We start from the raw sequence: 25,548 nt of genomic DNA, 5'->3' as shown, positions 1-25,548 counted from the left end.
TGTTCACGCACTCATCGTAACGCGCTGGTCAAAGCCGTTCCGACGGGACCGCCAAAGCGACGACCTGGGTGACCTGGGTCGCGGAGAAGTTGTTGTCGCTCACGAGCACGAGACTGCGTTCCCCGGACGGCAGCGCCGGGCCCCAGGTCATTCCCTCGATGTTGCCCACAGTGGAGAGCGGCAGGTCGGAGAGGTCGGCGAGCAGCTTCTTCTTGACCGGCTTGACGTGCTTCGCGTCTTTCAGGGACGAGGTGTGCAGGACGTTCGTGGCACCGGTGGTGTCGATCTCGAAAATGCGCACCTTGTTGCCGACGCCGGTGACGAAGGACCGTTCCATCATCAGGAATTTCGTCGGGTCCGCCTGGTGCACCGCGAGCATCGAGGAAACGCCGGTGTCCGCGAATCCGGTGGCGGGCTTCGGCGCGGCGAAAAGCTTCTCCTGCGGATACGCGTATTGCGCGAGCACCGGCCCGAACCGGCTCTGCAGGGTGATCCGCGACAACGCCCCCGACGTCGGCGTGGGCGGCGGGCCGTCCTGCAGCAGCGGGGCCTCGACTTCGCTGGCGAGCAGGGTGCCGAACCCGGTGTAGGCGAGTCCTTCGAGGACGTAATTGCGCCGCGGACCAGCGTCCGGAGTCATCCGCTCGTTGGCGGGCAGCGGCAGGTCGCGGACGTAGTGCCCGTCGCGCGTGGCTTCGCGGATCGACGGCTGGATCAGGTGCTGGTCCGCGAGCCGGTCGCCTTCCTGCGACCAGACGTAATGCCCGGTCCACGGGTCGACGCGCAATTCCTCGGGGTCGATCGTCTGCTCGTTCTGCGGAGCGGACGGATCGTTCTTGGCGAGCGGCGGGTAAGGCGTGCCGTCCGGGCGCAGCAACGGTTGCGTGCCGGTGAAGGTGACCGGCCCCACTCCCTTGGCGCTGACGTCGAACTTCGCGGTGTAGAAGCGAGCCGGGTTGATCGCGGAGCGGTCGTCGCTGATGAAGACGTACCCGCCGGTGCGCGGATCGAAGTCGACCGAGGACAGCCCGCCGACCGTGGTGGCGTGGAACTGCAGGTTGTGCGGCACGAGCTGCTCGCCAAGCAACCGGACCGGACGCGGCGCGGCATTCGCGGTCGCGGGAACGAGCAAGGACAGCGTGACGATCCCGGCGGCGGCGAGCAGCCGGTGTCGCGTGGACGAAGACATGGCCCGTAGCACAGCCGACGAGGGTATCCGGGACATTGCCGCGAGGTCACGCTTATCCTCAAGGGGTGTTCGCTATCGCGCTCGTCCCGATCGTCCTTGGTGTCGTCGTCGGCTGGGGTGGTTTCCTCGGCGTGCGCGGACGGCTGAACAGGGCGAGCGGGGCCGGAGTCCGGACCGAAGCCTCGATGCGCAGCGAAGAGGCGTTCAAACTGGCCAACCGGGTCGCCGGAATCCCGACCCTGGCCGGCGGCGGCGCCGCGGTCGTCTGCGGACTCGCCGGTCTCGCGATTCCCTCCACGGCGGGCTTGGTGGCCGCCGCGATCGTCGGACTGCTCGGCCTGCTGGTGATGGTCGTCGCCGGAGCCCGGATGGGCGCGCGAGCGGCACTGACCGTGCCCGCCCCGTCCCCGGTCCCGGCCGGCTGCAGCGGCTGCGCGTGCGGCGCAGGCGGCTGCGGAGTCCTGCAGAAGTCCAGCGAGGCTTAATTCCGCTGCAAATCGCCGGGGTGAGTGGCCAGCAACGCGAGCGGCACCCCCTGGCGGCGCAGCACCTGCCCCCACAGATCCCGGCTCGGCGGCGCGAGAATGTCGCTGGGCAAGGCGGGGACGATCACCCAGTCCTCGCGCTCGATCTCGCCCGCGAGCTGCCCCGAATCCCATCCGGCATAGCCCGCGAAGACGCGCACGCCCCGCACCTTGGGCACGAGCACTTCAGGATCGCTGTCCAGATCGACGAGCGCGACCGGCCCCCGCACCGCGACCACCCCCGGAACACTGGAAGCGGACTCCCCAGTCCGCAACGCCGCGAGACACAACGCGGTCTTCTTGTCGACCGGCCCGCCGACGAACACCGACTGCGGCTCCGCGACATGCGCGCCCCACCCCGGCAAGACGTCGTTCACCGGCACATCGGACGGCCGGTTCAAGACCACCCCGAGCGTCCCCTCCGCCCGATGATCGATCACGAACACCACCGTCCGCTTGAAGTTCGGGTCGAACATCGTGGGTGCGGCGACCAGGAGCGTTCCCGGTTCAACCTCGGCGTCCGCTGGCACGCCACCCATGATCCCATCACCCGCCGAAGGAAATCCTCCCGGCACGGGAACACCAGCACCACGCGCCCCGTTGAGAACAGTGAGCCGGCGCACTCGTGTCCCCCGGGCTCACTGAAGAATCGCCTTTGTGGAATACCGGTCCGGCCGGAGCCACACTGCGCCAAGCCGCCGAGAGGCGAAACGAGTGCGCCGGTGTCAGCTCCTCCTGTTCGGTGCTTTCAGCACCTTCCCCGTCCACCGGCGCCGTGTCGCCCGGGGGGCCGAGCCCCCCGGACCCCCGCGGTGCCTTCGGTGCGGTTTCGACGGGGTTGGGTCTTGGGCCGGTCAGGCTTTGGCTGGGTGTTGCGGTGTGCGTTCGCTGTGGGAAATCGCATGGTCTAACGGGTTTTTGTCTTTAGTTCGCGGTGCTCCGGGGGGGGGGGCGGCGTCGGTGCTGCGGCTGCGAGATCTCTCGCTTTGCTTTGGTCGCGGCCGTTGGGTTCCTCCGACTCTCTGGTCTCACCTCGTCGCGCCTGCGGGGCGTTCTGCAGCTCTAGCTCGCTGGGGCTTGGCCGCCCCTATTTCTCCCGTCCCGTTCGCCTGCAGGATCTCCTGCAGGCCTGCCCTCGCTGGGTCCACGGCATTCACCCTCTCGCCTCACCACGCCCGCAGGACCTCCAGCAGACCTTGCCCTCCCTGGGGCGCGGCGTTCCGTCTCACCTCACCGCGCCCCAAGGGCCTCCAGCGGACCTGCCCTCGCTTGGCTGCGGTCGCTGCGTTCATCCTCTCGCCTCGCCGCGCCCCAGGACCTCCAGCGGACCTGCCCTCGCTTGGCTGCGGTCGCTGCGTTCTTCCCTCTCGCCTCGACGTGCCCGCGGGGCCTTCTGCGGGCCTAGGCTCGTTGGGCGTGGCCGCTGCGTTTTTCTCCTCTTCCCGTGTCGCCTTGCCGTGCCCGCAGGGTCTCCTTCGGGCCTAGCTTCGCTGGGCGTGGCTGCTGCGTTTTCCCGTCTCTCACGCCTCGCCTCGTTCGCAGGGCGTCCTGCAGCTCTAGCCTCGCTGGGGCCCGGCCGCCTCATTTCTTCCGTCCCGTTTCGCCTGTAGGACTGTCTCGCTTGGGTGCGGCCGCTGCGTTCTCTCGTATTGCTTCGCTGTGCTCGCGGGGCCTTTTGCAGCCCTCTCCTCGTTGGGGTGCGGCGCTGTGTTCTTCGTGTCTCTCTCGTTTCGCCTCATTGCGCACGCAGGCGTCCTGCCGCTCTAGCTGTCGTGGTGGGCTTGTCTCGTCGTGTTTTGGCGCGCTATGCCGGTTGTGGTGTCGGGTCTCGTGCGTTTTGGGGCTGCGGGTTTGTTGGGGGTGCGCGGGTACGGGGCTTTCGGGTTGGGCGTTGGTGGGGTTGGTTTGTGTTGCTCTGTTTTGTAATGGGGGTTTTGTCGGGCCGGGTCGGTAGGGTTGGGGGGTGGAGGCGGTGGGGGAGCGGGGCCAGGCGCGCAGGTTCGACAGGCAGCTGGTTCGGGATCCGTTGTTTCGGCGGTTGCTGTTCACGCGATTCGCGGCGCAATGGGGGGACGGGGTTTTCCGGGCCGGGTTGGCCGGGGCCGTTTTGTTCAATCCCGAGCGGGCGGCTGATCCGCTGGCCATCGCGGAGGGGTTCGCTGCCTTATTGCTGCCGTATTCGCTGGTAGGACCGTTCGCCGGGGCGTTGCTCGACCGGTGGGACCGGCGGCGGGTGCTCGTGTTCGCCAATCTCGTGCGGGCCGCGGCGATCGTGGCGTCCGTCTTCGCGGTGGGGGCTGGGGTCGGCGGCATCGGGTTGTTTTCGCTCGCGTTGCTCGCGGAGGGGATCAGCCGGTTCATCGGGTCTGGGCTGTCCGCCGCGTTGCCGCACGTCGTGGAGCCGCGGGCGGTCGTTGCCGCGAACGCGGTGGCGGCGACGCTCGGGTCGGCGATCGCGGTCGTCGGCGGCGGGTGTGCGATCGGGTTGCGGGCGGTGTTCGGGTCCGGCGACATCGGGTCCGCGGAGACCACGGCGTTCGCTGCCGCCGGGGCGTTGCTGTCGGCGTTTCTCGCGCATCGGTTCGCCAAGGGAGTTCTCGGGCCGACTGTTGTCGACGAGCCGACTAATCCCGTGGTGGCGGTCGCGCGCGGGCTGGCGGACGGAGCCAGGCACGCGTGGCGGGCGCCTAGCGTCACGGCTGGGTTCATCGCGTTGTTCGCGCATCGCGCCGCGTACGGGATTTCGTTGCTGCTCAGCGTATTGCTGATGCGCAATTACTTCACCGACGACGGGATTTTCCGCGCCGGACTGCCCGGCCTCGGGCAGCTGGTCGGGTGCGCGGGGGCGGGCATCCTCGTCGCGGGACTGGTGACGGCTCGGCTGATCCGGTCGTTCGGGCGGACGCGAGCCGTGCTGGGGTCGTTGCTCGTATCGGCGGTCGCGCAGTCCGCGCTCGGGTTGCCGATGCTGCTGCCGCTGGCGTTGATCGCGTCGTTCCTGATCATGGGGACCGGTCAGGTCGTGAAACTGTCCGTCGACTCGTCGGTGCAGCTCGACGTCGCGGACGAGGCTCGCGGACGGGTCTTCGCGCTCTACGACACGCTGTTCAACATCACCCAGGTGGTGGCGGTGTCGGTCGCGGCGATCTTCGTCAAGGACAACGGGTACTCGCCCGAGCTGATGGTGGCCGCGACCGCGCTCTACCTGCTGGGCGGGGCCGGATATCTGCTGGCCCGCCGACGGCGCGGCGATTCGCTGCCGCAAACCGTTGGCGCCAAACGGGGGTAGTAACGCACCGTCTGGCATTAGGGTGACTTGTGACCCAGTCGAGTTAACCTCGGCACGCGCAACGACACGGGGGGCCACCGTGAGCACCATCGGCGACGACCGGGCCCGTCTCGACGCCGCTCCAGCCGTCCTGACCTCGCCCGACGGGCTCGTCCGCGCGACCGCCGGACCGGCAGGCACGCTCGGCCGGCTCGAATTCGCCCCGGACGCCTTCGAGCGGACCACGCCCGCGCAGCTCGCGTCGACCGTTCAGACGCTCGTGCAGCACCTGGCCGACGCACCCGAACCCCAGCACCTCTCCTCGATGCCCGCCCCGCGGCCCACCCCGCGCCGCGTCCGTCCGCGCGGAAGCGTTCCGCAGAACCGCCGCCGCGGGTCCTGATGCCGTCCCCTCCGGACGGGATGATTCACGTGGAACCAACGGGTACCCGGCAGGAGGCGCTCGTCGAGATCGGCCGGCTGTTCCGGGCCGATCCGGACGCGACGGCCGGCATCGAGTTCGCCCAGCTCGGCGACCATTTCGAGGTGCGGCACGCCACCGCCGGAACCGGCGAACCGGTGCCGGAGGAAGAACTGCCGCTCGTGCTGCGCTACCTCGAGCACATCCGTGACCTGGGCTTTCACCCGCCGTACCTCGAACCTCTGGTGCGCCGCACCGCGGAAGCCGATCTTGCCGCGCAACCGCGTCCGCGACCGACCCCGGAGGACGTCCAGCGCACCGCGGCCGACGTCGCCGCCGAGCGGGAAACCAACCCGGACCCGGTCCTGTCCGACACCGAACTCCTGACCCACCTCGGGCACCGGCTCGACTCCTTCGGCGTCTGGCCCGCCGACTGGCCGGTCCAGCCCGCCCCGGGTGACCCTCCCCTCACGCTGCTGCGGAACAAGAGACTCACTCGGTTGGCGGAAGGTACCTTCGTTCTGCGATTCGGCGAAGAACCCGGCAACCTGGTCCACCACCAGGCGGTACGGTTCGCGACGACGTCCCTGCCACTCGAACGGGAGCGGATGACCCGCACTTTTCGCCGCCGAAGATCACTCCACGTGATCACCGGGGTGACGGTGCCCTGGGCGAACCTTCCCGGCGGCGCGGTGGCGTACGTCTTGCCCAAGCCGATCGCGGAACACGAGTCCGACGGAAGCCTGGAGAGGATCGAGTAGGTGGAAGCGGCGGAAGCGGTGGAGAAGGTCGGGCAGTGGTTGCGCGCCGTGCACGGCCCCGAGGTCTCCGGGCCGGGCGGCCTCCGGGTCGACCACGACCGCGTGCTGCGGGTCCCCGAAGGCTGGTCGATCCCCTACAACACCGTCGCGTTCCTCGACGAAGGCCGTCCGGACAAGGAGCTGTTCCCCGCCCCGTCGGTGCTCGTGCGCGAGCCGGACGGGGAGCTGCGCCAGGCGCATCCGCATCCGGGCGGGCTCAGCACGCCGGTCGCGTACCCGGGGCAGGAGAGCTGGCGCGAGGTCGTCGACCCGGAGTACGCGAAGGCCGGGCTGGGCGAGCTCGGCGTGCCGCTGCCTGCGGTCGCGGGCTGGGTGAAGGTCGACAACGACGGCCACCAGACCGGGGACGAACGCGAGAACCCGGAGTACAAGGCCGGTCCGATCCGCCGCGGCTATCCGAAGCCGGAAAACCCGCTGGAGACCCTTCTCGCCTTCGCGAGCGTCGGCTGGCTCTCCCGCGAACAGCTGCTGATCGGCCTGCTGCGCTGCGAAGTCTTCGTGCCGTTCGACCTCAAAACCGGCGCGACCGACCGGTTCTACTTCTCCGAGGAACGCAACGAGCTGCGCGTCTTCAGCTCGACCCGGCACCTGCCCGCCCGCGAACACGCCTGGTGGCGAGTCGACTTGGCGACATTGGCCGAGTTCGAGCACCCGCCGAACCTGGTGATCAACGGCGGTCCGGCGACGTTCGAGGACGTCGCCGGCGCCGAGCTGACCGCGATCGCGAAGCGGTTTCCCCGGCAGGAGCCTCGGGTCGACGAGAACGGCCGCTGTCCGGAAATCGAAGAGGAGCTGGAGAAATTCGCCGTCGAGACCGCCGCGCGGATCGGGCTGGACAAGCCGGTCGACGTGCCGAAGGCAGCGGCGGAACGCGCGCGGCGGCACGGTTTCGAGCTGACCGCGGACGAATGCCGCAAGACCGTCCTCGGCCGGTCCTGGCTGCGCCGGTTCGAGCAGCCGGAACCGAGCCGGTCGCGGCCGAACGACTTGCGCGCCAACGGTCTCGTGCCGTCCTGGGACAACGAGGGCCGGATCGTCCCGAGGCTCGACACGTTCGGCAAATACCCCGAGGTGAGCCTGGAGAACTTCCGCTACGGCTGGCAGCGGGTCGTCGGCGCGTGGGTCGGCTTCGCGCTCGGGGAGGCGCTCGGCTCGGCCGTGGACCGGATGCGGCTGGACGAGATCGTCTCGACCTACGGCCCGGACGGCGTCCGGGACCTTCCGCTCGCGTTCGACCAGCCGGGCCGGATCGGCTCGATGACCCAGCGGCTGCTTTTCCTCACCGAAGCGGTGATCCGCAGCCCGCATCGCGAACAGCCGGAATCGCGCGACGTCGAAAAGCTGTTCCCCGGCGTGGTCCGCGGCGCGCTGGGCCGCTGGCTGCACACCCAGGGCGCGGCGATCCAGAACGCCGACGGTTTCCTCGTCAAGGTGCCCGAACTGCACGCCCGCCGAGCCATCGACGACGCCGAGCTGAACGCGTATTTCGCGCTGGTCACCGGCGATCCGCAGGCCGCGCCGATGTCCGGCCCTGCCGCGCTGCTCGGCGCGCTGCCCGCGGTGCTGACCGCGGCCGGTCCGGGCACCGGGTTCAGCGGCGGCATCAGCCAGGTCGTGCGCGATCTGGCCGGCGTGACGCATCAGCCGGACGACGTGGCCGCCGCGACCTACCTGGCGTGGGTATTCGAGAAGGCGCTCACGAAGGATTCGTTCAGCTACCCGGTGTGGAACCTGTCCCGCGAGGTGCTCGACGAGCACGACGGCCCGGAGTGGGGACCGGTGCGCGACCTGGTGGCCGAAGCGGTGCCGTTCTTCGGCGAGCACGGCCTGCCCGACCTGCGGATGCCGGAGCTGATCGGCGACGGGCACAGCACGCTGTCCGTCCTCGGCCGGGCGTTCGCCGCGCTGTCCGGATTCGAGAACTACCCGGAACAGGCGATGCTGCGCGCGGTGAACCACTCCGGCCGCAGCGCGCTCACCGGCGCGTTGACCGGGGCGCTGCTCGGCGCGCGGGTGGGCGTTCCCGGCCTGCCCCGGAAGTGGGTCGAGCAGCTCGAATTGCACCACCTGATCGAACAGGTGGCGACCGACGCGCTGTGGCATTTCGACCGCCATTCGGCGCGCAACGCACTCGGCGACGCCTGGGTGCAGCGCTACCCACGGCACTGATCGGTCACCCGAGCAGGTATTTGTGGGCGCATCTTTCCCCGTCTCCGGTGACCGATGGTCGGGTCGCCGCCCGGTCGGCTAAGTTCGGTGCGGCTACACGGGGGATTTCGGGGAGGAACCAGACGTGCGGTACCGGGTGGAATCGGGAGAACGCCCAGACGGCCTGTACGCGACGCTCGACGGGCGCACTTTCGCGGCACAACGCTCCACCACCGACGGCACGCTGCTGCTGACCGTCATCGGCGACGAGGAAGCGCCCGAGGGGTTCGACCGCGAGCATGAGGGGAAACCGGCGCGGGTCGTCCTCGCTAACGAGGTGCCCGCGACGTTCGACCTGCGCACCTACGCCGAATACGACGACGAGCTGTTCGAGGTCGCGCCGGGCGACCAGCCGAATCTGACCCTGCGCTGGACGCGGCACGATCCCTTGCGCGCCGCGCAGCTCGGGCTCACCGATTTCTCGGTGACCGTCCCGGGCAAGCAGCTGTCCGGGCTGTGGCTGACCCGACATGACTACGGCGAGCCGAAGGCCGAGGTCGACGGCGGCGACCAGACCCGGATCCTGCGGGCGATCGGCCGCACGCTTCGCCAGGTGCCCGGCGGCTGGACGCGGGTCGCGGCGCAGTTCCGGCAGGTCGGCGACTACGCCGAGCTGGAGGTGCGCGCGGTCGGCGACGAGAACGGCCCGGTTTCCGTCGCGCTGCCCGGCACCCCGCAGCTGAGCACGCTGTTCTCCCAGCTGCGCGCCGCGATGTACCAGCCGGAGACCGGCACCTGGTTCCAAGGCACCTTCACGCTCGACGCCGATTCGCAGTTCGACTTCGACTTCGACGCCGACCAGGAGCCGGACTGGCGGCTGCCGCCGAATGACGCCGGCGAGCCCGCCCGCGAGTCCTACCTGGTGGAGCTGACCCGTTTTCCCCGGCCGGACAAGCATTTGCCGGACTGGCTCGGCGCGAAAGCCGGGCTGCCGCTGAACGTCGGATTCCGCCAGGCGCGGCCGGTCGACGCGCACAACGAGGGCGAACGGCCCGTGGTGAACCGCCCGCCGGTTCCGCCGGACCAGGTCCGCGGCGTGCTCGACTACCTGTTCCGCTCGCCCGTCGTGCTGCACCGGCCGGTGCCGCAGCCGGACATCTTCGCGCCCGGCGCGCCGCCGGACGTGCCGCACGCCTTCCACACCGACGGCACCTGGATCTGGCCCGCCGCCGTGCCGCACTACCTGCGCAAATACGGTGTCCCGCCGGAGCCGGAGCTGGTCGAGCACATCCGCGCCGCCGGATTCCGGCCGCCGATCGTGCGCGACCTGGTGCGCGCGACCGCCGAGGCCGACGTGCTCGGCAAACCGCGTCCGGGGCGTACCGAGGCCGACCTCCCGGACGACAGTTCGCTGGCCCGTGCGGTTCGCGGCGAGCCGAACCGCGGGCTGCGCGCGGCCGAGACGTTGGCGCTGCTGCAGCAACGGCTCGTCGAGCACGGCGTGCCGTCGTCGGCGTACCGGATCGGCGCGGACGAGGTGCCCGCCGAAGGCGTGTGGACGTTGCGCCGCGCGGAAAATCGCTGGGAGGTGTCGCGTCCGCCGTCCGTGGAGCCGGTGGCGTTCGCCAATCTCGCCGACGCGGCCCGGTTCCTCCTCGGCACGCTGCTGATGCTGCCGCCGCAGGCCCCGGACGAATCCGATCAGCCCGCGGACTGGCCGATCCTGCCGATGCGCGGCGAGCCGCCGCTGTCGTTCTTCCGCGGCAAGCGGATCGTCGCGCTGCCCGCCGGCACGACGGTGGTCCGGTTCGGCCCCGAAGCCGGGAACCTGGTGCACCCGAATTCGGTGCGGTTCCTCGAAACCTCGCTGACGCCGGACCGCGAACGCGACCGGCACGAGTACCGCGTGCAGCGCACGATCCGGGTGCTGACCGGGATCACCGCGCCGTGGGGTCCGCAGCCCGGCGGGGCCACGGCGTACCTGCTGCCGCGGCCGATCGCGCAGCACCTCGAACAGGGAGCGCTATCCCGGCTGTGAGGCCGTGATCAGCACCGCGGGCGACCACCAGTAGTCCGCGAGCGGTTCCACAGTCACGTCGGCGAACCCGGCGGCCTCGAGCTGCCGGGTCCACTGCGTCGCCGGATGTTCCCAGTTCGTCCGCGCCGTCCCGGCCGCGACGCCGAGCAGCACCGGCAGCAGAAATCCTTGTGCCACCAGGGAAGCCTGCTCGCCGTACTCGGCGACGCCGCGTTCGTACCGCCGCGCGAGCGATTCCAGGTCGGCGGCGTCCGGCACGTCGAATTCGGCCAGCAGCAACCGTTCCGTCCTCGGCCGCAACGCGCTCAGCACCTCGGCCCGGACCGACGGTTCGATCGACTGCAGCGCGAACGTCGACTGCGTGAGGTTCCACGTGGAACCATCCGCGGCGAGAAAGTCCTGCGCGGTCACCGAAAACCGGCGCGCTCCAGCGACCTCGACGTCCGCGAGCAGCGCCTCCGACGGCTCCACCAGGTCGATCCGCTCCGGCCGGAACGAAGCCCGCGCCAACGCCGGTTCGATCGCCAATCCGTCGCCGCAGCCGAGATCCAGCAACGCGGCCGGGCGCCAGGAGTCGTACCGCGCCGCCAGTTCTTCGCTCAACCGCCGGTACAACTCGACGTTCCCGCCGCCGCGAATGAACGCCGTGAACGCGGCCGGCTGGTCGTACACCGGACCGCTCGGCCCCGCCTTGAGATACGTCGCCAGCTCAGCGCCCAACGGAGTCCCGGCCTCGGCGGCAAGCGCGCCCGCCCGCTCGACGTCACCGTCCCGGTACGCCGCCAGCGCACCGGCCACCCCGCTCACAGCGGCACCCACAGCGTCACCCTCGTTCCGCTCCCCGGACTCGATTCGACCAACGAAGTCCCGCCGACCTCGGCCAGCCGCGCGGTGATCGACTCGCTGATCCCGAACCCGGCCGGCCGGTCGTGCGGGCTGAAACCGGTGCCGTGATCGCGCGTGATCACCGCGATCCCGCCGTTGCGTTCCTCGACCCGCACCACGACCTTGTCGGTCTCCGCGTGCTTCATCGTGTTGCGCATCGCTTCCCGCACCGCGTCGCGGATCGCGATCTGCCGGACCTCGGACAGCGTGTCGTTGTCCAGTTCGGCGATCACTAGCTGCGCACGCAGACCGTCGCGCGCCATTTCCGCCGCCAGCGCCGCGAGTTTCTCGCCGAGCGGCCGCGCGCCCTCCTCGGCTCGCTGCGCGGCAGCGGTCTCGATCGTCTGCCGCAGTTCGATCGCCTGCGCGCGGGCCAGCCGCTGCACCTCGACCAGCCGCTGATCGGAATCCCCGGGACCGCCGAGCGCGATCGCCTCCAGCGTCTGCAGAACCGTGTCGTGCAGCATCCGGTGCTGCCGCGCGCGTTCGGCGAGCCGCCCGTTGCGGATCCCGTACGCCAGCGCGAGCCGGATGCCGAGCCCGAGCAGGATCAACGCGCCGACCGCGGTGAACAGGACGCCGAACATCGTCGGATACAGCGACGCGGCCTGCGCGAAATCGACCGTGCCGTGGTTGAGCAGGTCCGACAGCAGCCGCACAGGCAGGCTGAGCGCCGCCAGGCCGATCCCGGACGGGATGCCGACGGCGAGCGTAAGCAGGGCGACGCTGCCGAGCAGGTGTTTGTCCGCGACGCCGACCGCGTCGTGGAACACCACGGGCGACACCGTCGCACCCAGGAACAGCTCGAACGCGAGCGTCGCCACGAGGTCGATCAGCAACAGCCGCCCCGCGAGGTCGCTGCGGAACGGAGCCCGGCGCATCATCCAGAACAGGCCGAACGCGCTCAGCGCCATCGAGCACACGGTGACGATCGCGACCGACGCCAGCCCGGCCGATCCGTGCTTGACCGCGTACGAAGCGAACGTCGCCGGCACCACCACCAGCCGGTAGACGAGCGGAACCAGCACCACGTACCGGGCCGCCCGCAGCAGCAATCCGTCGTGGTGGCGGTCGTCGACCGGACCGGCCATCCGCGAGATCCGCTGCAGCGCGCGCACCGGGGTGGGATCGGCGATCTCGTCGGTCAGCCCCGTGGTCGCGGTGGCCAAAGCGGGCGTGCCGCGCCGCAGCAAGGTGACGAGAAAGCTGGCTCCGCGCCGGTCCCCGTCCTGCTGCCGCGTCATCGATCCCCCCTGTTCGGTTCGAGACAGGGAGTATCTCGGCTGCCAAGGCGATGATCCAGAGGCCAAAGGGGGATCGTGGTGAACCCGCGATCCCGAATTCACTTCTTGGGACTACTCGTTCGAGCCGAGACCCTCCGCCGCCGCCCACTTCTTCAGTTCGGCGACCGCCTCGTCGTGGTCGAGCGGACCGCGGTCGAGGCGCAGCTCCTTGAGGAACTTCCAGGCCCGGCCGACCTGCGGGCCCGGCGGAAGGCCGAGCAGCCGCATGATCTCGTTGCCGTCGAGGTCCGGCCGGACCCGGTCGAGGTCCTCCTGCTCCTTGATCCGCGCGATGCGGGCCTCGAGGTCGTCGTAGGTCGCCTGCAGCGCGGCCGCCTTGCGCTTGTTGCGCGTGGTCGAATCGGCGCGGACGAGCTTGTGCAGCCGGGTCAGCAGGTCGCCGGCGTCGGTGACGTAGCGGCGGACCGCCGAATCGGTCCACTCGCCGCCGCCGTACCCGTGAAACCGCAGGTGGAGGAACACGAGCTGGGAGACCTGCTCGACGATCTCCTTCGAGTACTTCAACGCCCGCAAACGTTTGCGGGCCATCCGCGCGCCGACCACCTCGTGGTGGTGGAAGCTCACGCCGCCGCCGGGGGTGAACTCACGGGTGGCCGGCTTGCCGATGTCGTGCAGCAGCGCGGCGAGCCGCAGCACGAGGTCCGGCTCACTGGTCGGCTCGTGGGATTTCTCGAGCGCGATCGCCTGCGCGAGCACGGTCAGCGAATGCTGGTAGACGTCCTTGTGCTGGTGGTGCTCGTCGATCGCCAGCCGCATGCCGGGCAGTTCGGGCAGCACCCGGTCGGCCAGCCCGGTGTCGACCAGCAGCTCCAGGCCCGGCCGCGGGTCGGGGGCGAGCATCAGCTTCGACAGCTCGGTCTGCACCCGCTCGGCGGTGATCCGGTCGATCTCCTCGGCCATCGACGTCATCGCCTCGACCACGCGCGGCGCGGCGGTGAAGCCGAGCTGCGCGGAGAACCGGGCGGCGCGCATCATCCGCAGCGGGTCGTCGGCGAACGACTCCTGCGGCAGCGCCGGCGTGTCGAGCACCTTCAGCCGGAGCGCGTCCATCCCGTCGTGCGGGTCGATGAACGTCTTCCCGACCAGGTCGATCGCCATCGCGTTGACAGTGAAGTCGCGGCGGAGCAGGTCGCCCTCGATGGTGTCGCCGAAGGTGACCTCGGGGTTGCGGCCGACGCGGTCATAGCTGTCCGCGCGGAACGTGGTGATCTCCAGCGTCGTGCCGTTCTTGGTGACGCCGACGGTGCCGAACGCGATGCCGACGTCCCAGACCGCGTCGCCCCACTCGCTCACGATCTGCAGCACCCGGTCCGGGCGCGCGTCGGTGGTGAAGTCGAGATCGTTCGACAGCCTGCCGAGCAGCGCGTCGCGCACGCTGCCGCCGACCAGGTACAAGCTGTGGCCAGCGCGCGCGAAGCGCTCGGCCAGCTCGTCGGCCAGCGGGGACACTCGCATCAGTTCCGTCACCGCGTTCTGCTGGGCGACCAGGTTGTTCACTCGAATCCCACCACGAAAATGGCGCCAACGCTGCCGGCGCCGCCGGACACGGACACGGAGAGCCAGAGTACCCGGGCGACCGTTTGCTCTAGCATCGCAGCATGTCTGGATCTGCCGGTCGCGCCGGGCCGCCGACGCCGCGCCGGCGGCGACGGCGCCACCGCGGCAGGCGGCTGACCACGGTCGACGAGACCTCGGCCGGCGGACTGGTCGTCGACCCGGAGCGCGAACGCGCGGTGCTGATCGGGCGGCTCGACCGACACGGCAGACTGCTGTGGTCGTTGCCGAAGGGCCACATCGAGGACGGGGAAACGGTGGAGCAGACCGCGGTGCGCGAGGTGAAGGAGGAAACCGGCATCTCCGCGCGCGTGCTGCACCCGCTGGGCACCATCGACTACTGGTTCGTCGCGCAGCAGCGCCGGGTGCACAAGACCGTGCACCATTTCCTGCTCGAAGCCACCGGCGGCGAACTGTCGGACGAGGACGTCGAGGTGACCGAGGTCGCCTGGGTTCCGCTGGCCGAGCTGGAGACCACCCTCGCCTACGCGGACGAGCGCAAGCTGGTTCGCGGGGCAGCGGAACTTTTCGCGCCCGACGAGCGCGGCTGAGAGGGAGCACCCGAGTGAAGCGGCCCGCCGCCTTCTTGCTGTCCTTGCTGATCGTCGCCGCCACCGCGCTGTTCGGTGCTCCGGCCGGCGCGCAGGAGAACCCGTCCGGGGAACCGGCCCGGCTGCGGCTCGACCTCGGCCAGCTCTCCCCGCGCGTGATCACCAGCTCCGACCAGGCGATCACGGTGACCGGGACGGTGACCAACACCGGGTCCCGGCGGATCGTCAAGCCGATGGCCCGGCTGCAGATCGGCGAACGACTCGCCAGCCCGCGCGCGATGGAGTCGGTGCTCGCCGGCAACCCGGTGCAGGACGCCCCGCTCACCGACTTCGCCTCGCTCGCCGAGGACCTGGAGCCGGGCCAGAGCGCGCGGATGGAGATCACGGTGCCGCTCACCGGTCCGCGCGGAGCGGCGCTCCGGCCGGGCGTGTACCCGCTGCTGGTGAACGTGAACGGCACCCCGGAGTACGGCGGACCGGCCCGGCTCGCCGCGGTGAGCCTGCTCATGCCGGTGCTGTCGACGCCGGGCCACTCGAACAACCAGGCGACGCCGCGGCATTCGAAACTGGCCGTGCTGTGGCCGATCACCGACAGCACCCCGCACGTCCAGTCCGCGCCGTTCGGCGTGCCGATGACGCTCACCGACGATTCGCTCGCCGACGAGCTGAGCCCGGGCGGACGGCTGTATTCGCTGGTCTCGGCGGCGCGCGCGGCACAGGAGACGAACGCGAAGATCGGCGGCTCGCTCTGCTTCGCCCTCGATCCGGACCTGCTGCGCACGGTCGACGCGATGCGCGACGGCTATCGCGTCAGCGGCGGGGTAGCGGGCAAGGGCGCGGACGCCGCGTCGAACTGGCTGGCCGCGCTGCGTGCGCTGGTCACCGGCCGGTGCGTGATCCCGCTGCCGTTCGCCGACGCCGATCTCACCACGCTGGGGAAGGTCCGCGGCACCGACGGCAATCCCGACGCCGGCCTCATGACCACGGCGCTGAACGGCACCGCGACGATCCGCCAGGTGCTCGGCGTCGAGTCGAAGAGCGGCGTGCTGTGGCCGGGCGGAACGCCGGACGAGAAGGCGCTGTCGGCGATTTCGTCGGGCGGCTTCCAGACCGTGCTCACCGACGGCGCGAAGCTGCGAGCGGGCGGGGACGACGAGACCGTCACCGGCGCCGCGACGCTGTCCGACGGCCTGCGCGCACAGCCGACCAACTCGATGGCCACCGCCGGCCTCACCGGATTCGTGCCGAGCCCGCAGACGCCGACCACCTACAGCGGTGCTTCGCAGCGCGCGGTCTCCACGCAGAACGGCCTCGCCGCGATCGCCTTCGAGGCCGGGCTCGGCCGCGTCGAGGGGGCCACCGGCGGGCCGCTGCTCGTCGCTCCGCCGCGGCGCTGGGACGCCACCACCGACGAGCTGAACGCCTTCCTGTCCGGGCTCGGCAAGCTCACCAACGCGGGCGTGACCGCCGGTTCGACGCTCGACGACCTGCTGGGGAGCACCCCCGAGGGCAGCGCTTCGCTGGTCTCGACCACCCGTTCGGACGGCGGCGCGGCGGTCGCCGACCAGCTGTCCGGCCTCGACCAGGACGTCGCGAGCCTGATGTCCGCGATGCAGGTGGACCCGCGCAACCGGGTCGAGCCGAAGGCGATCGTCGGACCGGTCCGCGACGCGCTGGTCCGCGGCAGTTCGACCGCGTTCGGCCCGGCGACGGCGCCGTCGTCCGCCTCGGCGAACGCGACCGCCGAACTCGCCGCGATCCGCGATCAGGTGACCGTCGAACAGCCGAAGCAAACGATTGCGCTCGCGTCCGGGTCCTCGCCGCTGCCGGTGTACGTGCACAACGACCTGCCGGTCGGCGTCACCGCGCAGATCGCGCTGAAGAACAACATGGGCGTGCGGCCCGAGGCGGCCAAGAACTGGCTGTTCCCGGCCAAGGGCGGGCAGACCAAGTACGTGCAGATCGAGGCGCTGCGGGCCGGGCGGCTGTCGGTCGATGTGTCCTTGACCACCCCGGCCGGAACGGACCTCGGCGCGACCGCGCGGTTCGAGCTGACCTCGACCGAATACGGCCCGATCACCATCATCGTCACCGTCGCCGCTGGTTGCGCGCTGTTGCTGCTGGCGTCCCGGCGGATCTACCGGCGGGTCAAGGAAAGCCGAGGCGGCACGCCCTGACATCCAGCGGGGTGCGGGTGCTCGCGCCCGTTCCCGATTACCCTGGGTCGGCGCTGCCACAATGGCAGGGACCAGGGGACCGCTGAGGATTGGGCACGCGTTGGACAAAGAGCCGGGTCAACCACCCGAGCGTGCGGGGCGTCCTCGGCGGGACGGCGCGGCGCCGAGGCGGAACGACCAGCCTCGCCGCGCGGTGAGGGACGCCCGTCGCCAGCCGCCTCCTCCGCCGCCGCCCGCCGACCGCAGGCAGCCGCCGCCCAACGGCACCCGCCGCATGCCGCTGCCCGACGACCGCCCGCCCGCGCCTTCCGACCGCGCCCAGCCGCGCCGGATCGACCCGCGCGGCGGCGAACCCAGGGAACCCCGCGCGCCGCGCCGCGTCCCGCCGCCGAACGGCCAGCAGCGTCCGGCCCCGACCAGGGCCGCCATGCCGCCGGTGCGCAGGCCGCCTCCGCCGCGTCCGTCCGGGCCGCCTTCCGGCCCGCAGCAACTCCCGCCGTCCGGCCCGCAGCCGCTGCCGCCGTCGGGTCCGCAGCCGCTCCCGCCGGTGAACCAGCCGCCGAACCGCGGCCAGCTTCCGCAGCCGACGCCGCCGCCGGCGAACGTGCCGGGCCCGCCGCCGCCGGTGCACCGCGGCCGCGGCCCGCGTCCCGGCACGCCGATCCGGCCGTGGCAGGAAGAAGCGATGCGGGACCCGGACGCCACCCGGTTCATCCCGCGCACCGCGGGCGTCCCGCTGGCCGCCCCCTCGCGCTGGCCGACCGCCGACCCGGACGTGCTGCGCCCGTACGACGCGCTGGCCACCCAGGTCATGCCGCGGATCAAGGACGCGCCGCTCGCGCGTCCGGCCGAGGCTCCCGAGCAGCCCAAGGAAGAGGGCCCCTCGGTCGCCAAGGCGTCCGGGCGGATGGCGATCGCGTCGCTGATCAGCCGCATCACCGGCTTCCTGTGGAAGGTGCTGCTGGTCGCGGCGATCGGAGCCGGGGTCGCGACGGACTCGTTCAACGTCGCGAACACGATGCCGAACATCATCTTCGAACTGCTGCTCGGCGGCGTGCTCACCAGTGTGGTGGTGCCGCTGCTGGTGCGTTCGCAAGACGATCCGGACCACGGCCAGGCCTACGCGCAACGGCTGCTGACCACCGGCGTCACCGTGCTGTTCGTCGGCACCGTGATCGCGGTGGTCGCGGCACCGGCGTTCACGTCGCTGTACATCGATTCGTCCGGCAACGCGAGCGCGGGCCTGACCACGGCGTTCGCCTACCTGCTGCTGCCGGAGATCTTCTTCTACGGCGTGTTCGCGCTGGTCTCGGCGATGCTGAACGCCAAGCACGTGTTCGGGCCGACTGCCTGGGCCCCGGTGATCAACAACCTGGTGGTCATCTTCACCATCCTCGTGGTGTGGCTGATGCCCGGTTCGATCGACACCGGCAATCCGTCGATCACCGACCCGAAGGTGCTCACGCTCGGCCTCGGCGTCACCGGCGGCATCGCCGCGCAGGCGCTCATGCTGATCCCGCCGCTGTTGCGGTCGGGCTTCCGGCCGCGTTGGCGGTGGGGCCTGGACAGCCGGATGAAGGAGTTCGGCGGGCTGGCGCTGTGGGTCGTCGGCTACGTCGCGGTCAGCCAGATCGGCCTCACGATCACCACCCGGGTGCTCACCAAGGGCACGCCGGGCGGCGTCACCGCCTACAACTACGCGTGGCTGCTGTTCCAGCTGCCCTACGGCGTGCTCGGGGTCTCGCTGCTGACCGCGATCATGCCGAGGCTGAGCCGCGCCGCCGCCGACGGCGACACGAAGAAGCTGGTCAGCGACCTGTCCTACGCGTCGCGGATCTCGACGGTCACGCTCGTGCCGATCTCCGCGGTGATGACGATCGTCGGCACCTCGATGGGCATCGCGCTGTTCGCGATGGGCAAGGGCAAGCTCGAAGACGCCGAGCGGATGGGCCAGGCGCTGGCGATCACGGCGTTCGCGCTGCTGCCGTACGCGCTGGTGATGCTCCAGATGCGGGTGTTCTACGCGATGAAGGACGCCCGCACGCCGACGTTGATCATGATCGTGATGACCCTGGTCAAGGTGCCGCTGCTGTTCCTGTGCCCGGTGCTGCTGAACCCGGAGAACATCGTGCTCGGCGTGATGATGGTGAACGCGCTGACCTACGTCATCGGCGCGATGCTCGGCCAGGTGTGGCTGTGGGTGACGCTCGGCAACCTGCGCAGCAAGCGGGTGATCGGGGTGATCCTGTTCACGGTCGTGGCGAGCGTCCTCGGGGTCGCCGCCGCGTGGGTCGTCGGGCTGATCGTGCCGTCGTCCCTCGGCCCGGTTCCGCACGCCTGGATCAAGCTCGTCCTGCAGGGAATCGTCGGGATCGTCGTCTCGTTCGGCGTGCTCATGGCGCTGAAGGTCGAGGAGCTGAAGCCCGTAACATCGAGATTCACTCGATTGATCAAGCGCGGGTAACGATTGATTCACGACTCACGACGCTTCTACGGCTGATGATCCGGGTACCCTCGGTGCCGGGAGCGAAGCGGGAGAGAGCGTGGACACGAGACGAAGCGAGCAGGCGGGGGACGCCGCGGGCATTCGCGCCCGGGGCGGATCGCTCGCGCCCGGACGCGTCGTAGGGGACGGCCGGTATCGCCTGCTTGCCCAGTTCGGGGTGGACGAGCGGGCCGCCGCGCACCTCTGGCGGGCGCGGGACGGGCAGCTCAAACGGGATGTCGCACTGACGCTGCTGGTCGGCGATCCGGCCGATCCGGAGGCGGCGCGGCAGGCCCGGCGCACCCTGGAGCGGGCCGCGCACGCGTCGAAGTTCGGGCACGGCGGCGTCGCCCGGGTGCTCGACGTGCTCAGCCTCGGCAGCGGAGTCACCTCCAGCGAGGGACTGCTCGGCGTCGTGGTGGCGGAGTGGACCAAGGGCAGCGACCTGGTGGACCTGGTCGCGCAGCGCCCGGTGGCCCCCGCCGCGGCCGCGCGGATGGTGCAGGCGCTCGCCGAAGCGGTCGACCACGCCCACCAGAACGGCCTCGTCCTCGGCCTCGACCACCCGCAGCGGCTGCGGCTCACGCCGGGCGGCGCGCTCAAGCTCGCCTTCCCCGGCCCGCTGCCGGAAGCCACCCTCCGCGACGACGTCAAGGCGCTCGGCGCGGTCCTGTATCTGCTGCTCACCGGACGCTGGGCGCTGCCCGGCGGGCCGCCCGCGATCCCCGCGGCGCCGCTCACCCCGCAGGGGCACGTGGTGCCGCCGCGGTCGCTGGTGCCCGCGGTGCCGCCGGAGCTGTCCTCGCTGGCCGTGCGCACGATCGAGGACGGCGGCAGCGGCGGGATCCGCACCAGCTCGGCCATCCTGCGCGTGCTCGGGCAGGTCGCCGAGCAGGAGGAACGGACCCAGCTGATCAACGCGGTCGGCAAGGACGATCCGGCGACGGACTCCGACGGCACGATCTGGACCACGAAGAAGCCGGTGAAGGACGTCGCGCGGCGGCGGAAGCTGGCCTTCGGCGTCACCGTGCTGGTGGTCGCCACCGTAGTGATCCTCGCGTGGGGCGGGCTGATGCTGATCAACCTGTTCCAGGGCGACGGCAAGCCGACCGGTCCGGCGATCAACGTCGCGGCACCCCCGAGCAGTTCGGCTCCGGCCAAACCGGGCAACCAGGCCCCGCCGCCGGCGAACCAGCCGCCCGCGGGCCCAAAGACCGGCGATCCGGTGGCCCCGAAGGCGGCCTCGGTCTACAACCCGCAGGGTTCCGGCGACAACCCGGGCCGGGCGAAGAACGCGATCGACGGCGATCCGGGCACGATCTGGAAGACCGACCAGTACCAGCAGCAGCTGCCCGCGCTGAAGCCCGGCGTCGGGATCGCGGTCTCGTTCGACGACCCGGTGAACCTGGCGCAGGTGAAGATCAGCGCGGACAGCCCGGGCACGAAGGTCGAGATCCGGTCGGCGGACAGCAAGAACCCGCAGCTCGAGGACACCAAGGTGGTCGGCAGCGGCGACCTGAACGGTCCGGACACCACGATCACGCTGCAGCAGCCGACGCAAAGCAAGTACTTCATCGTCTGGATCACTCAGCTGGGCGACAACGGCGGCGACGGCTTCCTGACCCAGATCGGAGACCTGAGCTTCCTGCCTGCGGCGTGACCTGCGATCGCGACTCAGTAGGCTCTTCCGGGTGACGGCTGCAGCTCCCACGGATGCGGATCTGATCGCGGCGCACGCCGCAGGCGATCCGCATGCGTTCAGTGAACTGGTCCGGCGGCATCGAGACCGCATGTGGGCGGTAGCGCTGCGCACGCTGCGCGATCCGGAAGAGGCGGCGGACGCGCTGCAGGAGGCGTTCATCTCGGCCTTCCGCGCGGCGGGCAAGTTCCGCGCGGAGTCGCAGGTTACGACCTGGCTGCACCGGATCGTGGTGAACGCGTGCCTCGACCGGATCCGGCGAAGGCAGGCCCGGCCGACCGTGCCGCTGCCCGAGACCGGCGAGTACAACGAACCGGCCGCGCCCGGCGATTCGATGGCCGAGAAGGAGACCAGCCTGCTGGTCCGCAAGGCGCTCGACGAACTGCCCGAAGACCAGCGCGCGCCGATCCTGATGGTCGACGTCGAGGGCTATTCGGTGGCCGAGACCGCGAAAATGCTCGGCATCGCCGAGGGCACGGTCAAGAGCCGGTGCGCGCGCGGGCGGGGAAAACTCGCGAAGGTTCTCGGGCATCTGCGGAACCCGGACGAGGGTGGCGACGTCCCAACTAACGAAAGCAAACGCAAGCACGCCACTTCGGAGGGGTCCCGGAGTGCCGGGCGAGCCCAGCGCTCGCCGGGGAACGGGGAGGGACGATGACGGACGAGAGCCGGGGGGCAGGCGGAACCATCGGACCGCCCTGGTCTGTCGACCTGCTCGCCGACCTCCACGCCGGGGTCCTCGACGACCAGGAGGCGGCGAAGCTGTGGCCGCGGGTGAACGCGGATCCGGAGGCGCGCGCGGTCATCGAGGCCTTGGAGGCGACCACCGCCGACCTGTCCGCGCTCGCCGCGGAACCGGCCCCGCCGATGCCCGCCGAGTTCGCGGCCCGACTCGACGCCGCGCTCGCCGCGGAGTCGGCGGCCCGGCAGGAGGCGACGTTTCCGGCGGCGGCACCGGCGCCTGCTGAGCAGCAGGTCGCGCCGGTGGTGGACCTGTCGGCGGCGCGGAAACGGCGGAACCGGCAGCTCGGCTGGGGCGCGGGGATCCTGACCGCCGCCGCGGCCGCCGCGGTGGCGATCACGCTGACCGTGCCCGGCAAGACGACCTCGGACACGTCCGGCGTCGCCGCGCCCGCGCCGTCCGCGGTGGGCGGCCCGTCCGTCGGCGCCGACGGGAGCGGGGCGGAAGCGCTGCTGGGCGGCGGCCTCGGTGTGCGGAACTACGGCCCGCTGCAGGACTCGAAACGGTTCGACGCGTGCGTCGAAGCGGCCGGGATGGATCCGGCGGTGCGGCCGGAAGGCGTGCGGCCGGTGACGGTCGAGGGCAAGCCGGGGGTGGTGGCGATTTACACCACCGGCAAGCTCGCGCAGTTCCGGCTGGTCGCGTTCGGCGCGGACTGCGGGCCGGGGCGGCCGGACAAGCTGTTCGACAAGGTGGTCGGCAAGAAGTAGCGGGCCGGGCGTAGCGGGCGTCACCGCCGGGAACACCTCCACCTACGATCGTGTTGAGCCTGGAGCACAGGTCATGACGAGCGGAGGGTTGACGGGTGGCTGCCGAGGAAATCAGGAACCTGATCGTCGTCGGGTCGGGTCCTGCCGGTTACACCGCAGCGGTCTACGCGGCGCGCGCACAGCTCGAACCGCTGGTGTTCGAGGGCACGCAGTTCGGCGGCGCGCTGATGACCACCACCGAGGTCGAGAACTTCCCGGGGTTCCGCGACGGGATCCAGGGCCCGGACCTGATGGAGGAGATGCGCAAGCAGGCCGAGCGCTTTGGCGCCGAGCTGCGCGCGGAGGACGTCGAGTCGCTCGAGCTGACCGGCGACGTGAAGTACGTCGTCGCGAACGGCAAGCGCTACGCCGCGCGCGCGGTCATTCTCGCCATGGGCGCCGCGGCGCGGTATCTGAAGGTGCCGGGCGAGCAGGAGCTGCTCGGCCGCGGCGTGTCCGCCTGTGCGACCTGTGACGGTTTCTTCTTCCGGGACCACGACATCGCGGTGGCCGGCGGCGGCGACTCGGCGATGGAGGAGGCGACCTTCCTGACGAAGTTCGCCAAGTCCGTGACGATCGTGCACCGGCGCGACGAGTTCCGGGCGTCGAAGATCATGCTTGAGCGCGCTCGCGCGAACGAGAAGATCAAGTGGCAGCTGAACTCGCAGATCACCGGGGTCGAGGGCGACGGGACGGTGTCCGGCCTGAAGGTGCGCGACACGAAGACCGGCGAGGAGAAGACGCTCGACGTGACCGGGTTCTTCGTCGCGATCGGCCACGATCCGCGCAGCGAGCTGGTGCGCGGTCAGGTGGACGTGGACGAGGACGGTTACGTGCTCACCCAGGGCCGCACGTCCTACACGAACCTGCCCGGCGTGTTCGCCGCCGGCGACCTGGTCGACCGCACCTACCGGCAGGCGATCACCGCGGCCGGTTCCGGCTGCAGCGCGGCGATCGACGCGGAACGATGGCTCGCGGAGCACGGCGAGGCCGAGGCGCACGAGGCACCGGAACTGGTCGGCGGCGGCTACGGCGCCGGCGAGCACTGACTTTCCCACCGAGTTGAAGGAGCAAGCGATGTCCGAACCCGTGAAGGTGACCGACAAGTCGTTCGTGGACGACGTCCTGACCAGCGAGAAGCCCGTTCTCGTCGATTTCTGGGCGACCTGGTGCGGGCCGTGCAAGATGGTCGCCCCGGTGCTCGAGGAGATCGCGAAGGAAAACGGCGACAAGATCAAGGTCGCGAAGCTCGACATCGACGAGAACCCGAACACGGCGCGTGACTACCAGGTGATGTCGATTCCGACGCTGATCCTGTTCCAGGGCGGCAAGCCGGTGAAGCAGATCGTGGGCGCGAAGCCGAAGGCCGCGCTGCTGTCCGATCTCGCCGACGTGCTCTGAGCGGTCCACCTGCTGAGAACCCGGGCCAGCGACGATCGACTCGCCGGTCCGGGTTCTCGCGCGTTCGGGAACCACCCGCGCGGGGGTGTGCGCGCAGGTGCACCCGGCGTGTCCGCCGAGGGAGGACCCACCCTCCGGTGGCGCACCGACCGGGCCTGCGTCCTTACCGAGAGTTCACAGGGCACAATAGGTGCCTGGGTACACCCCTACCCGGGTTTCTGTTTCGCATCGAGCCGGTTTCGGTGCCTGAGGAAGAGCGAGGAGTGCATGCGGGTACTCCGCCGCGGTGACGCCGGTCCCGACGTCGCCGAGATCAGGTCGATCCTTGCCGGGATGGATCTGCTCCCGCCGGTGGCGGGGACCGAGCGGTACAACACGTTCGACGTCGCGGTGGAGCAGGCCGTGCGCGCCTTCCAGCAGCGCCGCGGGCTCATCACCGACGGCGTCGTGGGCCCTGCGACGTACCAGGCGCTCAAGGGCGCCAGCTATCACCTCGGGAGCCGCCCACTCCAGTACCTTTTGTCGTCGCCGGTGCACGGCGACGACGTTTTCACTCTTCAGGAGCGGCTCACCGAACTGGGCTTCGACGCGGGCCGCCCGGACGGCTATTTCGGCCCGCAGACCGAGCGCGCCCTGCGCACGTTCCAGCGCGACATGCGGCTGACGTCGGACGGCATCTGCGGCCCGGCCACCATCCGCGAACTGCACCGCCTGTCGTCGCCGCGCGCCCGCGGCGGCCGCCCGGTTTTCCTGCGCGAGCAGGAGCAGGTGCGCCAGGCGGGCCCGCGGCTGCGCGGCAAGCGCATCGTGATCGACCCGGGCCACGGCGGCGAGGACCTCGGCGTAGTCGCCGGCGGCCTGCGCGAGGCGGACATCGCCTGGGACCTGGCACGGCGGCTCGAGGGCCGGATGCAGGCCACCGGCATGGAGGCCCTGATCAGCCGGGGCCCGAACCACAGCCCGACGGATTTCGAACGCGCCCGCTTCGCCAACGACGCCGGCGCGGACCTGTTCCTGTCGCTGCACAACGACGGCAACCCGTCGCCGCGCGCGCAGGGCGTAGCGAGCTTCCACTTCGGCACCGGCAACGGCACCACGTCCACGGTCGGCGAACTGCTGGCGGGTTTCATCCAGCGCGAGGTCGCCGCCCGCACCGGTTTGCTGGACTGCCGCACGCACTACAAGACGTGGGAGATCTTCACCCGCACGCGCTGCCCAGCCGTCCGCGTGGAAATCGGCTACCTGACCAACCCCGACGACGCCGCCCGCCTGGCCGACCCAGCCTTCCGCGACGTCGTGGCCGAGGGCATCCTCATCGCGGTGAAGCGCCTCTACCTTCTTGGCGAAGGCGACCAGCCGACCGGCACCTTCACCTTCGCCGACGTCCTGGCCCACGAACTGGCCAAGGCCGAATAACCCCTTTCTCCGCCCCGCTGGACGCCCCGAGCTACGCCCTGCCCCGGCCTTCCCACCCCGGATGCCGCCGCAGGGCCCACCCGGCGCGCCCCGACCGCTGGCGCCGTCTCAGCCCTGTTTACCCGCGCTGACCCGACCTCACCCCAGCCGACCACTACGCACAGTCACGCCCGCCG

At 70.8% G+C, this 25,548-nt stretch carries 19 protein-coding genes and 1 pseudogene; 15 read left to right on the top strand and 5 right to left on the bottom strand.

What is annotated here, in order from left to right; translation table 11 throughout:
- Positions 1-28 precede the first annotated feature (28 nt).
- A complete protein-coding gene (locus F9C11_RS07005; RefSeq protein ID WP_409184075.1) occupies positions 29-1,189 on the bottom strand; it encodes an esterase-like activity of phytase family protein in 1,161 nt (386 codons plus the stop codon).
- A 65-nt stretch (positions 1,190-1,254) separates the two neighbouring features.
- Here F9C11_RS07005 and F9C11_RS07000 point away from each other — a divergent pair, with 65 nt between their 5' ends.
- A complete protein-coding gene (locus F9C11_RS07000) occupies positions 1,255-1,674 on the top strand; it encodes an SdpI family protein (protein WP_409184074.1) in 420 nt (139 codons plus the stop codon).
- On the opposite strand, the gene F9C11_RS06995 is transcribed toward F9C11_RS07000, so the two are convergent.
- Complete coding sequence (locus tag F9C11_RS06995) at positions 1,671-2,252, bottom strand: YqgE/AlgH family protein (RefSeq protein WP_354735848.1); 582 nt, start codon at positions 2,250-2,252, stop codon at positions 1,671-1,673. The genes F9C11_RS07000 and F9C11_RS06995 overlap by 4 nt on opposite strands.
- A 1,424-nt stretch (positions 2,253-3,676) precedes the next feature.
- Between F9C11_RS06995 and F9C11_RS06990 the strand changes: the two genes are divergently transcribed.
- The 5 genes and pseudogenes from F9C11_RS06990 (at position 3,677) to F9C11_RS06970 (ending at position 10,409) form a co-directional block, all read left to right on the top strand.
- The gene (locus F9C11_RS06990) at positions 3,677-5,002 is read left to right on the top strand and encodes an MFS transporter (RefSeq protein WP_409184073.1); all 1,326 of its coding nucleotides are present in this window, start codon (positions 3,677-3,679) and stop codon (positions 5,000-5,002) included.
- Between the two features lie 79 nt (positions 5,003-5,081).
- Positions 5,082-5,384: a hypothetical protein gene (locus F9C11_RS06985; protein ID WP_409184072.1), complete on the top strand. Its 303-nt coding sequence runs from the start codon at positions 5,082-5,084 to the stop codon at positions 5,382-5,384.
- A gap of 134 nt (positions 5,385-5,518) precedes the next feature.
- Positions 5,519-6,163, top strand: a pseudogene (locus F9C11_RS06980) (TNT domain-containing protein); the annotation flags it as partial.
- Positions 6,164-8,392, top strand: coding sequence for an ADP-ribosylglycohydrolase family protein (locus tag F9C11_RS06975; protein ID WP_409184071.1), 2,229 nt, complete (start codon positions 6,164-6,166; stop codon positions 8,390-8,392). It abuts the pseudogene before it with no gap.
- 124 nt (positions 8,393-8,516) lie between these two features.
- Positions 8,517-10,409: a TNT domain-containing protein gene (locus F9C11_RS06970; RefSeq protein ID WP_409184070.1), complete on the top strand. Its 1,893-nt coding sequence runs from the start codon at positions 8,517-8,519 to the stop codon at positions 10,407-10,409.
- On the opposite strand, the gene F9C11_RS06965 is transcribed toward F9C11_RS06970, so the two are convergent.
- The 3 genes from F9C11_RS06965 to F9C11_RS06955 all read right to left on the bottom strand — a co-directional run bounded on the left by F9C11_RS06965 (position 10,395) and on the right by F9C11_RS06955 (position 14,095).
- Positions 10,395-11,228, bottom strand: a complete 834-nt coding sequence (locus F9C11_RS06965) for a class I SAM-dependent methyltransferase (protein WP_409184069.1) — start codon at positions 11,226-11,228, stop codon at positions 10,395-10,397. The genes F9C11_RS06970 and F9C11_RS06965 overlap by 15 nt on opposite strands.
- Positions 11,213-12,538 (bottom strand): sensor histidine kinase, encoded by a 1,326-nt coding sequence (locus F9C11_RS06960; protein WP_409184068.1) that lies wholly within the window; start codon positions 12,536-12,538, stop codon positions 11,213-11,215. Before F9C11_RS06960 ends, F9C11_RS06965 begins: the two co-directional genes overlap by 16 nt.
- A gap of 111 nt (positions 12,539-12,649) precedes the next feature.
- Positions 12,650-14,095, bottom strand: a complete 1,446-nt coding sequence (locus F9C11_RS06955) for a CCA tRNA nucleotidyltransferase (protein ID WP_409184067.1) — start codon at positions 14,093-14,095, stop codon at positions 12,650-12,652.
- A 101-nt stretch (positions 14,096-14,196) separates the two neighbouring features.
- Here F9C11_RS06955 and F9C11_RS06950 point away from each other — a divergent pair, with 101 nt between their 5' ends.
- The 9 genes from F9C11_RS06950 to F9C11_RS06910 all read left to right on the top strand — a co-directional run bounded on the left by F9C11_RS06950 (position 14,197) and on the right by F9C11_RS06910 (position 25,372).
- Positions 14,197-14,703, top strand: coding sequence for an NUDIX hydrolase (locus F9C11_RS06950; protein ID WP_009085315.1), 507 nt, complete (start codon positions 14,197-14,199; stop codon positions 14,701-14,703).
- 14 nt (positions 14,704-14,717) lie between these two features.
- The gene (locus F9C11_RS06945) at positions 14,718-16,880 is read left to right on the top strand and encodes a DUF6049 family protein (protein WP_409184066.1); all 2,163 of its coding nucleotides are present in this window, start codon (positions 14,718-14,720) and stop codon (positions 16,878-16,880) included.
- A gap of 685 nt (positions 16,881-17,565) precedes the next feature.
- Positions 17,566-19,344 carry a murein biosynthesis integral membrane protein MurJ gene (murJ, locus tag F9C11_RS06940; RefSeq protein WP_409186832.1) on the top strand — a complete coding sequence of 593 codons (1,779 nt, stop codon included), beginning with the start codon at positions 17,566-17,568 and terminating at the stop codon, positions 19,342-19,344.
- A gap of 79 nt (positions 19,345-19,423) precedes the next feature.
- Positions 19,424-21,025, top strand: coding sequence for a protein kinase family protein (locus tag F9C11_RS06935; RefSeq protein WP_409184065.1), 1,602 nt, complete (start codon positions 19,424-19,426; stop codon positions 21,023-21,025).
- A gap of 31 nt (positions 21,026-21,056) precedes the next feature.
- Positions 21,057-21,722 carry an RNA polymerase sigma factor SigM gene (gene sigM, locus F9C11_RS06930; protein ID WP_409184064.1) on the top strand — a complete coding sequence of 222 codons (666 nt, stop codon included), beginning with the start codon at positions 21,057-21,059 and terminating at the stop codon, positions 21,720-21,722.
- Positions 21,719-22,516 carry a hypothetical protein gene (locus F9C11_RS06925; protein WP_409184063.1) on the top strand — a complete coding sequence of 266 codons (798 nt, stop codon included), beginning with the start codon at positions 21,719-21,721 and terminating at the stop codon, positions 22,514-22,516. The genes sigM and F9C11_RS06925 overlap by 4 nt, the downstream gene beginning before the upstream one ends.
- Positions 22,517-22,611: 95 nt before the next feature.
- A complete protein-coding gene (gene trxB / locus F9C11_RS06920; protein ID WP_409184062.1) occupies positions 22,612-23,604 on the top strand; it encodes a thioredoxin-disulfide reductase in 993 nt (330 codons plus the stop codon).
- Positions 23,605-23,632: 28 nt separating this feature from the next.
- The gene (trxA, locus tag F9C11_RS06915) at positions 23,633-23,956 is read left to right on the top strand and encodes a thioredoxin (RefSeq protein WP_067578295.1); all 324 of its coding nucleotides are present in this window, start codon (positions 23,633-23,635) and stop codon (positions 23,954-23,956) included.
- A gap of 267 nt (positions 23,957-24,223) precedes the next feature.
- The gene (locus F9C11_RS06910) at positions 24,224-25,372 is read left to right on the top strand and encodes an N-acetylmuramoyl-L-alanine amidase (RefSeq protein WP_037363547.1); all 1,149 of its coding nucleotides are present in this window, start codon (positions 24,224-24,226) and stop codon (positions 25,370-25,372) included.
- The last annotated feature ends 176 nt before the right edge of the window (positions 25,373-25,548 follow it).

Source organism: Amycolatopsis sp. VS8301801F10 (assembly GCF_046195355.1).
Classification (GTDB): domain Bacteria; phylum Actinomycetota; class Actinomycetes; order Mycobacteriales; family Pseudonocardiaceae; genus Amycolatopsis.
Note: the sequence above shows the minus strand (reverse complement) of the source record. Positions and strands in the feature narration are given on the sequence as shown.

Coding starts and splice junctions, on each gene's coding strand:
- F9C11_RS07005 (WP_409184075.1), bottom strand. CDS start 1,189: ATGTCTTCGTCCACGCGACACCGGCTGCTCGCCGCCGCCGGGATCGTC.
- F9C11_RS06995 (WP_354735848.1), bottom strand. CDS start 2,252: ATGGGTGGCGTGCCAGCGGACGCCGAGGTTGAACCGGGAACGCTCCTG.
- F9C11_RS06960 (WP_409184068.1), bottom strand. CDS start 12,538: ATGACGCGGCAGCAGGACGGGGACCGGCGCGGAGCCAGCTTTCTCGTC.
- F9C11_RS06950 (WP_009085315.1), top strand. CDS start 14,197: ATGTCTGGATCTGCCGGTCGCGCCGGGCCGCCGACGCCGCGCCGGCGG.
- murJ (WP_409186832.1), top strand. CDS start 17,566: ATGCGGGACCCGGACGCCACCCGGTTCATCCCGCGCACCGCGGGCGTC.
- F9C11_RS06925 (WP_409184063.1), top strand. CDS start 21,719: ATGACGGACGAGAGCCGGGGGGCAGGCGGAACCATCGGACCGCCCTGG.
- trxA (WP_067578295.1), top strand. CDS start 23,633: ATGTCCGAACCCGTGAAGGTGACCGACAAGTCGTTCGTGGACGACGTC.
- F9C11_RS06910 (WP_037363547.1), top strand. CDS start 24,224: ATGCGGGTACTCCGCCGCGGTGACGCCGGTCCCGACGTCGCCGAGATC.